Origin of the sequence: Subtercola lobariae (assembly GCF_014640255.1) — a bacterium.
Taxonomy (GTDB): Bacteria; Actinomycetota; Actinomycetes; order Actinomycetales; family Microbacteriaceae; genus Subtercola; species Subtercola lobariae.
In genome coordinates this window covers 176,386-190,944 of record NZ_BMGP01000005.1, presented here as the reverse complement: position 1 = coordinate 190,944, position 14,559 = coordinate 176,386, and the positions used below count along the sequence as shown (strand labels likewise).

General features: G+C 63.6%; 12 protein-coding genes. 9 read left to right on the top strand and 3 right to left on the bottom strand.

Annotation, left to right across the window (positions count from 1 at the left end; all coding sequences use genetic code 11):
- The first annotated feature begins 125 nt into the window (after window positions 1-125).
- The 4 genes from hisD to IEX24_RS14045 all read left to right on the top strand — a co-directional run bounded on the left by hisD (window position 126) and on the right by IEX24_RS14045 (window position 5,210).
- Entirely contained in the window at window positions 126-1,430 is a 1,305-nt protein-coding gene (gene hisD, locus IEX24_RS14060; protein WP_203586033.1) for a histidinol dehydrogenase, read from the top strand.
- Window positions 1,431-1,572: 142 nt separating this feature from the next.
- Window positions 1,573-2,076: a transcriptional regulator NrdR gene (gene nrdR, locus IEX24_RS14055; RefSeq protein WP_188679248.1), complete on the top strand. Its 504-nt coding sequence runs from the start codon at window positions 1,573-1,575 to the stop codon at window positions 2,074-2,076.
- 88 nt (window positions 2,077-2,164) lie between these two features.
- Window positions 2,165-3,205: a quinone-dependent dihydroorotate dehydrogenase gene (locus tag IEX24_RS14050; RefSeq protein ID WP_188679247.1), complete on the top strand. Its 1,041-nt coding sequence runs from the start codon at window positions 2,165-2,167 to the stop codon at window positions 3,203-3,205.
- 88 nt (window positions 3,206-3,293) lie between these two features.
- Entirely contained in the window at window positions 3,294-5,210 is a 1,917-nt protein-coding gene (locus tag IEX24_RS14045) for a hypothetical protein (RefSeq protein ID WP_188679246.1), read from the top strand.
- 92 nt (window positions 5,211-5,302) lie between these two features.
- On the opposite strand, the gene IEX24_RS14040 is transcribed toward IEX24_RS14045, so the two are convergent.
- Window positions 5,303-5,887 carry a DUF3043 domain-containing protein gene (locus IEX24_RS14040; RefSeq protein WP_229715328.1) on the bottom strand — a complete coding sequence of 195 codons (585 nt, stop codon included), beginning with the start codon at window positions 5,885-5,887 and terminating at the stop codon, window positions 5,303-5,305.
- Between the two features lie 57 nt (window positions 5,888-5,944).
- Here IEX24_RS14040 and IEX24_RS14035 point away from each other — a divergent pair, with 57 nt between their 5' ends.
- The 5 genes from IEX24_RS14035 (at window position 5,945) to IEX24_RS14015 (ending at window position 11,260) form a co-directional block, all read left to right on the top strand.
- A complete protein-coding gene (locus tag IEX24_RS14035; protein WP_188679244.1) occupies window positions 5,945-7,447 on the top strand; it encodes a dipeptidase in 1,503 nt (500 codons plus the stop codon).
- Window positions 7,448-7,553: 106 nt separating this feature from the next.
- Window positions 7,554-7,937 (top strand): iron-sulfur cluster insertion protein ErpA, encoded by a 384-nt coding sequence (erpA, locus tag IEX24_RS14030; protein WP_188679242.1) that lies wholly within the window; start codon window positions 7,554-7,556, stop codon window positions 7,935-7,937.
- A 212-nt stretch (window positions 7,938-8,149) separates the two neighbouring features.
- Window positions 8,150-9,124, top strand: coding sequence for an aa3-type cytochrome oxidase subunit II (gene ctaC, locus IEX24_RS14025; protein ID WP_188679240.1), 975 nt, complete (start codon window positions 8,150-8,152; stop codon window positions 9,122-9,124).
- 11 nt (window positions 9,125-9,135) lie between these two features.
- On the top strand, window positions 9,136-10,842 hold the full coding sequence (gene ctaD, locus IEX24_RS14020; protein WP_188679238.1) for an aa3-type cytochrome oxidase subunit I: 1,707 nt from the start codon (window positions 9,136-9,138) through the stop codon (window positions 10,840-10,842).
- A gap of 1 nt (window position 10,843) precedes the next feature.
- Window positions 10,844-11,260 carry a cytochrome c oxidase subunit 4 gene (locus IEX24_RS14015; RefSeq protein ID WP_188679236.1) on the top strand — a complete coding sequence of 139 codons (417 nt, stop codon included), beginning with the start codon at window positions 10,844-10,846 and terminating at the stop codon, window positions 11,258-11,260.
- A gap of 525 nt (window positions 11,261-11,785) precedes the next feature.
- Here IEX24_RS14015 and qcrB read toward each other — a convergent pair.
- Together qcrB and qcrA are read right to left on the bottom strand one after the other, a co-directional pair.
- Window positions 11,786-13,444 (bottom strand): cytochrome bc1 complex cytochrome b subunit, encoded by a 1,659-nt coding sequence (gene qcrB / locus IEX24_RS14010; protein WP_188679234.1) that lies wholly within the window; start codon window positions 13,442-13,444, stop codon window positions 11,786-11,788.
- A complete protein-coding gene (qcrA, locus tag IEX24_RS14005; protein WP_188679232.1) occupies window positions 13,441-14,547 on the bottom strand; it encodes a cytochrome bc1 complex Rieske iron-sulfur subunit in 1,107 nt (368 codons plus the stop codon). Before qcrA ends, qcrB begins: the two co-directional genes overlap by 4 nt.
- Window positions 14,548-14,559: the final 12 nt, after the last annotated feature.

Here is a 14,559-nt window from a genome sequence, read left to right as displayed (position 1 = left end):
CCCACCACCACAATCGAGAGGTCGAAATCTCTCCTAAAACGCGCCGGTTAGGAGAGATTTCGACCTCTCGATTGCGAAAAGGGGGCAGGGCCGGGGGCGGGAGGGGTCGGTAGGCTGAGGTGGTGATTCAGACCATTGATTTGCGGGGCATGACCCCGAGCCGCGCGCAGTACCTCGAACTCGTTCCGCGGGCGGTGACCGATGTTGCGGTGGCTCAGGATGCCGCACAGCAGCTCATCGACGACGTTCGTGAGCGCGGGGTCGACGCCCTGCGCGCTCAGGCTGAACGGTTCGACGGGGGCGAGGCAGCGAGCATCCGCGTGCCTGAAGCTGAGATCGCGGCTGCCGTCGACGCCCTCCCGCAGGGCGTTCGCGCGGCCCTCGATGAAGCCATCGACAGAGTTCGCAAGGCGACTGCCGCGCAGATTCCGCCCGCCGCACGCACCGAACTCGGCCCGGGCGCCGTGGTGGAGCAGCGCTGGCAGCCCGTCGAACGGGTGGGCCTCTACGTGCCCGGCGGTAAGGCGGTCTACCCGTCGAGCGTGGTGATGAACGTCGTGCCGGCGCAGGCCGCAGGCGTGCGCTCGATCGCGCTGGCCTCACCCCCGCAGGCGGAGTTCGGCGGGGGAGTGCACCCGACCATCCTCGGCGCCGCGGGCCTGCTCGGCATCACCGAGGTGTACGCCATGGGCGGCGCTGGAGCCATCGGCGCCCTCGCCTATGGGGTGCACGACATCGGGCTCGAGCCCGTGCAGATCATCACCGGCCCGGGCAATGTCTATGTGGCCGCGGCCAAACGCATCGTGCGCGGCCGCACCGGAATCGACTCCGAAGCCGGCCCCACCGAGATTCTCATCATCGCCGACGAGAGCGCCAACGCGGCTTACGTCGCCGCAGACCTGGTGAGCCAGGCCGAGCACGACGAACTGGCAGCCGCGGTGCTTGTCACGACCTCGCCCGCTTTCGCAGATGAAGTTCGAGTTGAACTTGAAGGTTGCGCGAACGGCACGCCGCACGCCGAGCGCGTTCTGGTAGCGCTGGGCGGCCAGCAGTCGGCCATTGTGCTGGTCGACGACCTTGCGGCAGCGGCCCGGTTCAGCGATGCGTACGGCCCCGAGCACCTCGAGCTTCAGGTTCAGGATGCCGATGCGGTGCTGGCGAGCATCCATTCTGCGGGAGCCATCTTCATCGGGTCGTACTCGCCGGTCAGCCTCGGCGATTACCTCGCGGGATCCAATCACGTGCTGCCTACGGGCGGTCAATCACGGTTCTCGTCAGGGCTCGGCGCCTACACGTTCTTGCGGCCGCAGCAGGTGATTCGGTACGACCACGATGCGCTCGAGGCGGTCAGTGCGAACATCCACGACCTCGCGAACTCAGAGAACCTGCCCGCACACGCTGAGGCGGTTGCCGCGCGCTTTCCCCGGTAGCGTGACGCTCGGCACTCGGCGCTCGGCGCTCTGCGCTCTGCGCTCTGCGCTCTGTGGTGGTCGATCGCGGTCTGAGAATCTACCGGGTCGCTCGCTGTCGGCGCGATCGTCGCCGCGCATTGCCCGGTAAACTGAACGCACCATGTATTGCCCGTACTGCCGGTACCCAGACTCTCGCGTCGTCGATTCGCGCACCAGTGATGACGGGGTCGCCATCAGGCGTCGCCGCCAATGCCCCGACTGCGGGCGCCGCTTCAGCACCACCGAAACGGCCAGCCTCAACGTCATCAAGCGCAGTGGTGTTGTGGTGCCGTTCAGCCGCGAGAAGATCATGAATGGTGTGCGTAAGGCGTGCCAAGGTCGACCGGTCACCGACTCCGACCTCGCGGTGCTCGCGCAGCGGGTCGAAGAGACCGTTCGCTCTACCGGTGCAGCGCAGGTCGAGGCGAACGACATCGGTCTGGCGATTCTGCAGCCGCTCCGTGAGCTCGATGAGGTCGCCTACCTTCGGTTCGCCAGTGTCTATCAAGCCTTCGACTCACTCGACGACTTCGAGGCGGCCATCACGCTGCTGCGCGTCGAGCACGATTCCTCGGCGACTGACTCGGCTTCGGCGAGGCCCGCTTCTTCGGGCGACGCCTCGTGACGTGTGTCGATGGCGCACTCGCGTCGATCGCGACGGTCACCGTCGAGGCCGCACCCGAGCATCCCCACCCTGCCGCGGGCGACGCCTCGTGACGGCGTATTCGCTGCTCTTTCGCCACTTTCTGACCCGTTTAGACCCCGAAGACGCCCACCACCTGGCATTCGACTTCATTCGAGCCCTGCCGCGCACCGCGCTCGGTGAACGAATGCGCCGCGTCACCGCACCCGACCCGTCGCTCGCCGTCGAAACGCTCGGCCTGCGATTCGAGTCGCCGTTCGGGGTCGCCGCCGGCTTCGACAAAGACGGCCGTGCCGTTCTCGGCCTCGGCCAGCTGGGTTTCGGCCACGTCGAAGTGGGCACTCTCACTGCCAAAGCGCAGCCCGGCAACCCCCGGCCACGCCTCTTCAGGCTCGTGGATGATCGTGCCGTCGTCAACCGCATGGGCTTCAACAACGGCGGAGCGGGCCCCGCGGCCCTCCGCATCGCGGAAACCACAGCAGCCCCGTGGCGCCCCATCGTGGGAGTCAACATCGGCAAAAGCCGCGTCGTCGACGTCGACGACGCTATCGATGACTACCGCACCAGCGCCCGCGCCCTCGCCCCCGTCGCCGATTACCTCGTCGTGAACGTCAGCTCGCCGAACACCCCAGGCCTCCGTGGCCTGCAAGAACTCGACAAACTCGCGCCGCTTCTCGTCGCCGTGCGCGAAGAGGCCGGCACCACTCCGCTGCTTGTCAAGATCGCCCCCGACCTGACCGACGACGAAGTGCGCCGCATCTCCGAACTCGCCGTGTCGCTCGGCCTCGACGGAATCATCGCCACGAACACCACCATCGCCCGCACGGGCCTGACGAGCGACCCCGCAAAAGTCGAGGCGGCCGGCGCCGGCGGCCTCTCCGGTGCGCCCCTGGCGACTCGCTCGCTCGAGGTGCTGAAGCTCGTGCGTTCGGTCGTTCCGGCAGAGCTCTGCGTCATCTCGGTCGGCGGCATCGAAACCGCCGAAGACGTCGCCGAGCGCCTCGCGGCCGGCGCCACCCTCGTGCAGGGTTACACCGCATTCCTCTACCGCGGCCCGCTCTGGGCGCGCGACATCAACCGCGGCCTGCTGCGCATCCGCTCCGCCCGCTGAATATAAGCCGGCTCGCGTAATAGAACCGTCGGTCGAGAGTCTCTTAGGGAGTGGGGCGAACCACGCCCTCAGACTCTCGGAGTGACGTATGAAACACAAACGCGCCTTAGCTATGCTCGTGTGCGGCCTGGCGGTGGTCGGTGCCTTCTCTGCGCTGCCTATTGCAGCAGCCAATGCATACACGTGTCTTGGTAACCCATCAGGCGACAACACCGGCAATAGTGACCCCGAGGCAGGGGAGTATGACGACAACGTCTGCCCGTATTCCGAGGCCTATCTCGAGGAACAGTGGCGAAACACGCATTCGGGGTTCGATCAGGACTCGGCCGATGCGACTCCGATAGACGCGCCGGACTATTCCGTCGCTCCCTACACTTCGACGGCAGTGCCACCGCTGGGCGACAACGCAACGCAGAATCCGCTAGACACTGAGGCGAGTTACCTTTCGAGTAGCCTTTTCGCGAACGCGATGGCTCCCAACGCTTCGGCGATCGCCGGAGCTGCGGCCGACTACGCCGCGGCCGCTGTCGCGGGCGGTGTCAAGCTGGACTGGGACACGATGAAGATCAACGAGGCGTCGCGGGTTTCAGATGAGATCTATGCCGGCGTGCCCGTTTTTCCGTTTCCGCAAGGCTCAACGGGCTCGACTGCAGATGAGGATGGTCGACGTCCTGACAAGTCGGGCGTCGACAAGAACGCGGTTCCCAAAGGCCTGAAGGTCATTACCAACAAGAACGCTGGAAAAGACCTGGGCCCAGGCAACAGTAAGTTCATTTTCTCGTGGACGCTTCCCAACGGTGTGAACATGACTCGCGGAGTCAACGGGCTCGATGGGCTCAAAGACGTGGCAGAAGTCACGCCGGTGATGAGTGCAGTGATTTCGGATCTCGTCGTCGCCTACGCGGTCAGATTCAACCAGTCGACCATCGGCATCGACATTCCCAACGACGACGCTCAGCTGGCGCGCGCGGTCTTTGCGACGACCAACAACAACATCAGCTCGTGCATCGGCAAGAACGGCATCTTCGTCTGCGATCTCGACACGGGCTATTCGATCGGAACGAACCGCGCGAAGCTCGGCGTGAACATCGATTCCGACCGAACTGTGCCGATCTGCTCAGGCGGGGTCATCGATGCCGGGCCGGGCCTGGCCTCATCGTTCAGCATCGATCAGGCCGGCTGCGAGTCATCACCCGCCGAGAAGCCGGTGCGACTCGTGATCGATCATACCTACGCGGACACGACGCTGGGCATTCCCCTGGTGAGCACAGACGGTGCCAGAATCGACTACACCGCGACGTCGGATGCAAGCAGCCAATTCGTTTCATCGCTTGTGTGGGCGGTCTCTGCCGACGGAACATATTCGTTTCCGTTCAACGTGATCTTCAGAGTTCGAAACGCGCCTGCCATCAGCGGCGCACCCGCCGTAAACGTGCTGCGAGGAATGGAGTCGGTCGTCGACGCGAACTCGTGGTTCACCGACGTCGACCGTGACAGCTTCGAAGCCCAGAGTGGCGACTATCTCACTCCCCAGATCGTGACCAATGCGACGAAGGGCACCGCGTGGTTCGAAGGTTCGCAGCTGCACTACTACCAAGCGGGTGCCATCTCGGGCGAATTCACCGATCAGATCACGGTCAAGGCGGTCGATCGGTTTGGCATTTCGTCGCCCGACGTCACGATTCCGATACACGTCAGTGACGTCGTTCCGGGCTGCATGACGGGTGGGGCCACTACAGATGCGGCCACCCCGGTCAGAATCAACCCGATCTGCTTCCTCTCCGGCCCCGCCGGCTGGAGTCAGCTTTCAGGCGAATCTCTGACCTACTCCATCGTGAAGCAGCCTCAGTTCGGCACGGTCACTGACTTCGACCCGCACAGCGGCGCAGCCACGTTCACGCCTGACCCCGAGCATCCGGGTGCAGATTCGATAACTGTCGAAGCGAGCTACAACTCGCACGTGCGTGACACCGTCTATGCGCTGAACGTAGTCGCTGCACCCTGATCTTGGTGATCGCAAACCGAAGGCCCATCGGCGCCGTAGTCAACGCTGATGGGCCTTCGGTTTGCCGCGAATGCGCGGCCACGTTCAGAGAATTACGCGGGAAACTGGCCGCGCTTCACCTGCGGCTTCGGCAGGCGCATGGGGCGCAGCTGCAGGGCGCGCATGGCGCCGTACCAGCGCAGGCCGCGGTCGAGCGAGCCGTACTTGGCACGCAGGAGCTTGTTGATGCGGTTACCCATCAGGTAGATGTCGATGGCCACGACGAGAACGAAGGCGTAGAGCACGAGCATCAGGTAGGTCTGGATGCTCGTGTTCGGCACGAGCGTCAGCAGAATTACCCCGAACATCACCGGAATGATGAACTCGCCCACACTGAAACGTGCGTCGATGTAGTCGCGAATGTACCTGCGCTGAACACCCTTGTCACGGGCCAGCAAATACTTCTCTTCGCCCGCGGCCATGCCGACTCGGGCACGTTCACGCGAAACCTGGTTCTGCGTCTTGGCCGAACGGGCGGCCTCTTTGCGATCACTTGGTACGAGCGGCTTCTTGTTGGCGGCCTCACGCTCTTTACGCGTGGGAGTGGCCCGGCCTTTGCCCGCGGGAGCCACGTCGGGCGCGGGCGCCGTCACGGTGTCTGAGTCGATCACGTCGACGCTTGAATCTCGCTTTGCCACAGTCTTGTCCTTGCCAGTCTCGCGGGCGGAAACAGCCAGCCCCTTAAGATTACCCGTATGACCGATGAACAGGGCAGTTCTGCCGAGAAAGTACACGCTGGCGGCGAACGGGAGCCGGGCATCCGGAGCTTCATTGAAGCCTCGCTGCCGACCTCGATCGCCGATCTGACCGATCTGGTGCGCATTCCGTCGGTGTCGTGGGATGCTTTCGACCCCGCTAACGTGGCCGCAAGTGCTGAGGCCGTGGCCGCGCTGTTCGAGGGCATCGGCGTGTTCGACACGGTGACGATCGCCCGCGCGGCCGTCGATTCGGGCGAACAGAGCGACCGAGCCGAGCGGGCCGATTCGCCAGACCAGAACAACAAAACGCCCGAGCAAGGCCAACCCGCCGTGCTCGCAACCCGAGCCGCCCGCAACGGCAAGCCCACCGTGCTGCTCTACGCCCACCACGACGTTCAGCCGCCCGGCGCCGACGCCGACTGGCAGTCGCCACCCTTTGAGCCCACTGTTCGCGGCGACCGGCTTTACGGCCGCGGCGCGGCAGACGACAAGGCCGGCGTCGTCTCGCACGTCGCCGCCGTGCGAGCCCTCGCCGACGCTTATGGAGACGACCTCGACCTGGGCCTGGTGGTCTTCATCGAAGGTGAAGAAGAGTTCGGCTCGCGCTCGTTCGCCGACTTTCTGCAGACTCATCGCGCAGAAATGGCGGCCGACGTCATCATCGTCGCCGACTCCGACAACTGGAACGTCGACACCCCCGCCCTGACCATCAGCCTGCGCGGCAACGTCACGTTCAAGCTCACGGTCTCGACGCTCGAGCACGCCTCCCACTCGGGCATGTTCGGGGGAGCCGCCCCCGATGCGATGCTCGCGACCATCCGCCTGCTCGACACGCTCTGGAATGTCGATGGCAGCGTCGCGGTAGCCGGCCTCACCTCGTCGGGCGAAGCGGTTCCCGAGAGCTCGGTAGAGAGCTTCGCGGCCGACGCCGGTCTGCTGCCCGGCGTCACACCCATCGGCACCGGACCGATTCTCTCCCGCCTCTGGGCCCAGCCCTCGGTCACGGTCACCGGTATCGACGCGCCCACCGTCGCCAACGCCTCGAACACGCTGTCACCGAGCATCGCCGTGAAGATCAGTTCGCGGGTCGCTCCGGGGCAGGATGCCCGGCAGGCCCTCGAGGCCCTGCAAGCCCACCTGCGCGCCCACGCGCCCTTCGGGGCACACCTCGAGTTCAGCGACATCGACACCGGGCAGCCCTTCCTCGTCGACACGAGTGGATGGGCCGTGGCCGCCGCCAAGCAGGCCATGGCCGACGCCTGGGGCGTCGCTCCGGTCGAGACCGGAGTGGGCGGCTCGATTCCCTTCATCGCCGATCTCGTGCGGGTGTTTCCTGCCGCGCAGATTCTGGTCACCGGCGTAGAAGACCCCGACACTCGTGCCCACAGCCCCAACGAGTCGCTGCACCTCGGCGTGTTCAAGCGAGCCATTCTGACCGAGGCGCTCTTGCTCTCGCGGCTCGCCGAATCGTCGCTCGACGAGCTCGGCAGCATGCAGTGACGCCCCCTTGCCCGAACATTTCTCGCGACTTTCGGAATGATTCGCCTCGCACGCAGGTTGCAGGCTTAGAATTTCGACACGACTGGTCACCCGATAGGAGACAGATATGAGCGACACGGTTCTCGACAGCGTTATCTCAAGCAACACCATCGTCGATGCGCCTGAGCACAAGGTCGGCCTCACCGATCAGGCCGCCGCGAAGGTGCGCAGCCTGCTCGAACAAGAGGGCCGCGACGACCTGCGTCTGCGCGTCGCTGTGCAGCCGGGCGGATGCTCGGGGCTCATCTATCAGCTCTACTTCGACGAGCGCCAGCTCGACGGCGACGGCGTGGTCGACTACAACGGCGTCGAGGTCATCGTCGACAAGATGAGCGTTCCCTACCTCGACGGCGCAACCATCGATTTTGAAGACACGATTCAGAAGCAGGGCTTCACCATCGACAATCCCAACGCTGCGGGCAGTTGCGCCTGTGGAGACTCGTTCCACTAAAAAAATTTCTACGCTGGGTAGAATTACTCAGCTTTGCCCCCGAGGCCTGCTATCTAGCGGAAGTCGGGGGCTTTTTCGTGCTCTCGGCACATGCAGACACACCTGCCAGCCGCACCCAGATAAACATTCAGCCTGAATTCGACACATTAGGCTAGGCAGCGTCAAATACACTTGACACAAGATCTGCCAGCAGTACATCCGAAGGGTTACAGGTGCGCTCGAACCGACGTCTTAGATGGGTCGCCATTCCCGTTGTGGTGACCGTGGGCCTGCTGCTCGCGGGCTGCTCCCAACAGCAGCTGCAGGGCTTCCTGCCGGCTGAACCAGGCACAACGAACAACACCGACAAGGTGACCGGTCTGTGGGTCACGTCATGGATCGTGCTGCTCGCCGTGGGCATCATCACCTGGGGCCTCACCATCTGGGCCGTGGTCGTCTTCCGCCGCCGTCGTGGCCAGACGGGCCTGCCGGTTCAGCTGCGGTACAACATGCCCATCGAGATCTTCTACACGATCGTTCCGCTCATTCTGGTGCTCGGCTTCTTCGCCTTCACGGCGCAAGACCAGGCCGAAATCGAGCAGCCCTACGCGCAGCCCGACCAGACCATCTCGGTCTACGGCAAGCAGTGGGCGTGGGACTTCAACTACGTCGACCAGAACACCTACACCGCGGGTGTTCAGGCGGCCTCGCCCGATTCGTCGTCTGCGGGCAGTGACGCGAACAGCGCTCTCGTCGAGAGCCAGATTCCCACGCTGTACCTGCCGGTTGGCAAGAAGATCACCATCGAGTTGCACTCGCGTGACGTCATCCACTCGTTCTGGGTCATCGACTTCTTGTACAAGAAAGACATGATTCCGGGCAAGACCAACTATATGTACGTGACGCCTGAGCGCATCGGAACGTTCGCCGGTAAGTGCGCCGAGCTCTGTGGCGAATACCACTCAGACATGCTGTTCAACGTGAAAGTCGTTTCGCAAGCAGACTTCGACGCTTATACGGCCTCTCTCAAGGCTGCGGGCAACGTAGGCCAGCTCGGTGACGACTACAACCGCAACACGAACCTTCCCGGCGGCGTCTCGCCGCTCGACGAGGGTGCCGACGCCTTCGGCGCACAGCCCCCGGCCGAGCCGAACCCAGCGGCGATCGCAGATACCGTCGGTTCAGCGATCACTACGAGCACGAACTAGAAGGCGCGAAGATGAGCACACTAACCGCCCCCAAATTGACGCCGGTCGAGCGTAAGGGCAACGTATTCGTCAAGTGGATCACCTCCACCGACCACAAGACCATCGGGTACATGTACCTGATCGAGTCGTTCATCTACTTCTGCCTCGGCGGGGTGATGGCGCTGGTCATCCGTGCTCAGCTCTTCGAGCCCGGTCAGCAGCTTCTGGCCACTGACGACCAGTACAACCAGCTGTTCACCATGCACGGCACGATCATGCTGCTGATGTTCGCGACACCGTTGTTCGCAGGCTTCGCCAACGTGCTCATGCCCCTGCAGATCGGTGCTCCGGATGTTGCGTTCCCCCGCCTGAACGGGCTCGCGTTCTGGCTCTACACCTTCGGTTCGGCCATCGCGGTCGGCGGTTTCCTCACCCCCCAGGGCGCGGCATCCTTCGGCTGGTTCGCCTACGCCCCGCTCTCGAGTACGACATTCACACCAGGAGACGGCGGTAATCTCTGGGTGTTCGGGCTCGTTCTGAGTGGTTTCGGAACGATTCTCGGTGCCGTCAACTTCATCACCACCATCATCACGATGCGGGCTCCCGGTATGACGATGTTCCGCATGCCCATCTTCACCTGGAACATTCTCGTCACGTCCATCCTCGTTCTGATGGCCTTCCCGGTTCTGGCTGCTGCGCTTTCGGCGCTCGGCGTCGACAGGGTGTTCGGCGGGCATATCTACGACGCCGCCAACGGCGGAGTGCTGCTCTGGCAGCATCTGTTCTGGTTCTTCGGTCACCCCGAGGTGTACATCATCGCGCTGCCGTTCTTCGGCATCATCTCTGAAGTGCTGCCGGTGTTCAGCCGCAAGCCCATCTTCGGGTACCGCACTCTTGTGTACGCAACCATCTCCATCGCGGCCCTGTCGGTTACGGTCTGGGCTCACCACATGTACGTCACCGGTTCGGTTCTGCTCCCGTTCTTCGCCCTGATGACCATGCTCATCGCGGTGCCGACGGGTGTGAAGATCTTCAACTGGGTCGGCACGATGTGGCGCGGTTCTGTCACCTTCGAGACACCCATGATGTGGGCGATCGGCTTCTTGATCACCTTCACGTTCGGTGGCCTGACCGGTGTCATCCTGGCGTCGCCGCCGCTCGACTTCCACGTCTCCGACTCGTACTTCGTCGTCGCGCACTTCCACTACGTGGTGTTCGGTACCGTGGTGTTCGCCATGTTCTCGGGCTTCTACTTCTGGTGGCCGAAGTGGACGGGCAAGATGCTCAACGAGAAGCTCGGCCAGTGGCACTTCTGGTTGCTGTTCATCGGGTTCCACACCACATTCCTCATCCAGCACTGGCTGGGAGTGGTGGGCATGCCTCGTCGGTACGCGAGTTACTCGGCCTCTGACGGGTTCACCTGGATGAACCAGATATCTACGGTCGGTGCCTTCTTGCTGGCGTCGTCGATGATCCCGTTCTTCTTGAACGTGTACATCACTGCGCGTAAGTCTCCTCGAGTCACGGTCAACGACCCCTGGGGTTATGGCCGATCGCTCGAATGGGCCACGTCGTGCCCGCCGCCGCGCCACAACTTCACGTCGATTCCCCGCATTCGCAGCGAGTCTCCGGCCTTCGACCTGAACCACCCCGAAGCCGGCGTGCCGGTCGGTGTGGGGCCGGCGAAAGACGCGCCAGACGCGCCGACGTACGATATTCAAAGCGAAAAGGTGAAATAGCGTGCGCGCCAATATCACTGTCTTCTGGTTGCTGTCGGGCTTCTTTCTGCTCGCCGACGCCATCTACGTCACGTGGTCGTTGATCTCTTACGGCTACGTGGAGTGGGTGGGCACCATCGGCATCGCGCTGGGCGCCATTCTCGGTGGTTTCATCGCGTTCTACCTGGGCCGCGTGCACGCTGCTCAGGGCGGTGAGCTGCCCGAAGACATCTTGACGTCGAACATCGACGACGGAGACCCCGAAATGGGCTTCTACAGCCCGTGGAGCTGGTGGCCGATCATCCTCGGCGGCTCACTCGCGATCTTCTTCATCGGACTTGCTGTGGGCACCTGGATCTGCTTCATCGGCGTGGGCCTCATTCTCGTGGCCATCGTCGGCTGGGTCTACGAGTACTACCGCGGCTTCTTCGCCCGCTAAACCCCGCCTCACGGCTCCCTGAAGGCCCTCCCACTGCGCTCCGGCGCACGTGTGAGGGCCTTCGTCGTTCGCCGGCGATTCCGTGCCCCGATGATTCCGTGCCACCGTGCCGCCGTGCGGCCGTGCCACCGTGCCGGTGTGCCGTCGTGCCGGTGTCCGCTGGCCACACGCGGATCCGCATCCATCGCGCCCCGTACGACCGGACTGAGGCTCCCACAGCGACCTCCACGTGTGCGCAACGGTCTCACTTCCGATGGGGGAGCCGCCAGTGAGCCCGGTAAAGCGAATTGAGCCCGCTAGAGCGGGCTCAATTGGGCGTATCAGGCTCACCTGGTCGGGGCGGGGGCGGGGCGGCGAGGCACTTGCGCTGCGTTGGAGGAGCGGTCGTGGCGCGGGGTGGGCGGCACGAAATACGGTGCGGCGCGTTGGAGTGGCGGTCGTGGCGAGGGGTGGGGCGGTACGAAAAAAGGATGCCCTCCCCGCGCGGTGGGGGAGGGCATCCTGTGTCTGGGGCGGAAGAGCGCCCTAGTGGTGGTCGTGCGACTGGCGCTCGAGCTCGGTCTTGGTGACCGGCGCGATGCGGTCTTCGAAGAACCAGCGCGACATGCGAGCGCGGAGGCGCTGCGTCTGCGTGATCTTGCCCTTGGCGTTCGGGCGGATCATCAGCGGCTTGTACTCGTTGAAGGTCACCAGGCGCCAGCGCTCGTAATCGTCGACCTGCTGGTGAACCTCGATGTACTCGCCGCCGGGCAGGCGAACGATACGACCTGACTCGAAGCCGTGCAGAGCGATCTCGCGATCTTTCTTCTGCAGCGCCAGGCAGACACGCTTGGCGATGAAGTAGGCGATGATCGGGCCGAGAATCGCGGTGGCCTGAATGGTGTGGATGACCGCCTCGATCGACAGCTGGAAATGAGTGGCGATGAGGTCAGAACTCGCCGCCGCCCAGAGCGCCGCGTAGAAGGTCACGCCTGCAGCGCCGATTGCGGTACGCGTGGGAGCATTGCGCGGCCGGTCGAGAATGTGATGCTCGCGCTTGTCGCCCGTCACCCAGCCCTCGACGAGGGGGTAGAGCGCCACGATAGAGATGAACAACCCTAATACCACGATGGGTATCAAGATGTTCCACGAGTACGTGTGGCCCCAGATGACAGACTCCAAGCCCGGGGGAATCAATCGCAGAGCACCGTCGGCGAAGCCGATGTACCAGTCGGGCTGGGTACCGGCCGAAACCGGCGATGGGTCGTATGGACCGTAGTTCCAGATCGGGTTGATCTGGAAGAACGACGCGATGAGCGCGATCACACCGAACACGATGAAGAAGAACCCGCCGGCCTTGGCCGCGTAGACCGGAAGCACCGGGTAGCCGATGACGTTCTCGTTCGACTTGCCGGGCCCGGCATATTGGGTGTGCTTATGCACCACAACGAACACAAGATGCAAGGCGATCATCGCCACGATTATGGCGGGCAGTAAGAGTATGTGCAGTGTGTACAGGCGGCCGACGATCTGCTGACCGGGAAACTCGCCGCCGAAGATCAGGTACGAGATCCAGGTGCCGACGAACGGAATGCCCTTGACCATGCCGTCGATGATGCGGAGGCCGTTACCCGAGAGCAGGTCGTCAGGCAGCGAGTAGCCGGTGAAGCCTTCGGCGAGAGCAAGGATGAACAGCAAGAACCCGATGGTCCAGTTCAGTTCGCGCGGCTTGCGGAACGCGCCCGTGAAGAAGATGCGCAGCATGTGCATGCCGATGGAGGCGATGAAGAGCAGCGCCGCCCAGTGGTGAATCTGGCGGATCAACAGACCGCCGCGGATCTCGAACGAGATCTTCAGCGCCGAATCCATGGCCGACGACATCTCGACGCCCTTGAGCGGCACGAACGGGCCGCTGTAGATGACGGGCGCCATCGACGCTTGGAAGAAGAACGTCAGAAAGGTGCCGGTGAGAATGATGACGACGAAGCTGTAGAGCGCGACTTCACCCAGCATGAACGACCAGTGGTCGGGGAAGATCTTGCGGCCGAACTCTTTGACCACTGCTGAGATGCTGGTGCGCTCGTCGATGTAGTTCGCGGCCGCAGCGGTGAAGCGTGACGACGGCGTGGCAGCGAGCTTGGGAGCCTCGGCGAAGGCAGGATCGACAACCTCGTGGGGTGTGTCTGATCTTTCGATGGTAGTCATGAACGCTCCCAGAAACTTGGGCCGACCGGCTCAGTGAAGTCGCTTTGCGCGATGAGGTAGCCCTCGCTGTCGACCGTGATGGGCAGCTGAGGCAGGGCCCGCTTGGCCGGGCCGAAGATGACCTCGCACTCGTTGTTGACGTCGAACGTCGACTGGTGGCACGGGCAGAGGAGGTGGTGGGTCTGCTGCTCGAAGAGTGCCACCGGGCATCCGACGTGCGTGCAGATCTTGGAGTACGCGACGATGCCGTCGTAGTTCCACGTTTCGCGCCCGGGGCTGATCTTCAGATCGGCGACGTTCACGCGCATGAGCAGAACGGCGGCCTTGGCCTTCTGCTCAAGCCTGTCGGGAGTGTCATTCAGACCCTCGGGAATGATGTGGAATGCCGACCCGATGGTGACGTCTGCAGCCTTGACCGGAAGGCCCGACGGGTCGAGCGTCAGACGGGTGCCTGTCTTCCACATGGTTGTTTCGAGCAACGCGGCCGGGTTGTTGTACTCGGGAGCGAGCCCACGGAACAAGATGACAGCCGGCAGCGGGAAGGCGACCAGAGCGCCGATGAGGCTGTTGCGAATGAGGGTGCGGCGGCCGAAGCCCGACTCTTTGTTCGCTTCGTCGAAGATCTGAACCGCAGCGGTGCGGGTTGCCTCGGTTCCGCGAACGGGGTGACGAATGTCTTCGCCCTCTTCGTCTGACATGAGCGACTTCGCCCAGTGCACGGCGCCGAGGCCGATGCCCATCAGGGCGAGCGTGATGCCGAGGCCCAGGAAGACCGAGTTGAGACGAACGGATGCTAGGTCGTCGGTAATCGGGAACGCCATGTACGCGGCCAAGGCGAAGATGCTGCCGGCGATCGAGATGTAGAAGAGGGTGTACACCGCACGCTGCGCAGTGCGGGCCTTCTTCGGGTCGAGATCTGTTGCGCGGTGCCTCGTCGCCGGAAGACCCGGGTTGGCGAACGTATCGGTGGCGATGACGGCCAGGCCGCCGTCGGCCTCTGCGTGACCGGCGTCAGTCGTAGCAACCGCAGTACCGGTTGATGCGCCGTCTAACCCAGACGAGGTAGCGGCAAGGTCCTTACCGCTGCTGTCGTCGTGTGCCATGGTGTTCCCTTT

Excerpts from the sequence above, each read along its gene's own strand:
- IEX24_RS14045 (WP_188679246.1), top strand. The coding sequence starts at position 3,294 with ATGAAACACAAACGCGCCTTAGCTATGCTCGTGTGCGGCCTGGCGGTG.
- qcrA (WP_188679232.1), bottom strand. The coding sequence starts at position 14,547 with ATGGCACACGACGACAGCAGCGGTAAGGACCTTGCCGCTACCTCGTCT.
- qcrB (WP_188679234.1), bottom strand. The coding sequence starts at position 13,444 with ATGACTACCATCGAAAGATCAGACACACCCCACGAGGTTGTCGATCCT.
- erpA (WP_188679242.1), top strand. The coding sequence starts at position 7,554 with ATGAGCGACACGGTTCTCGACAGCGTTATCTCAAGCAACACCATCGTC.
- ctaD (WP_188679238.1), top strand. The coding sequence starts at position 9,136 with ATGAGCACACTAACCGCCCCCAAATTGACGCCGGTCGAGCGTAAGGGC.
- nrdR (WP_188679248.1), top strand. The coding sequence starts at position 1,573 with ATGTATTGCCCGTACTGCCGGTACCCAGACTCTCGCGTCGTCGATTCG.
- IEX24_RS14035 (WP_188679244.1), top strand. The coding sequence starts at position 5,945 with ATGACCGATGAACAGGGCAGTTCTGCCGAGAAAGTACACGCTGGCGGC.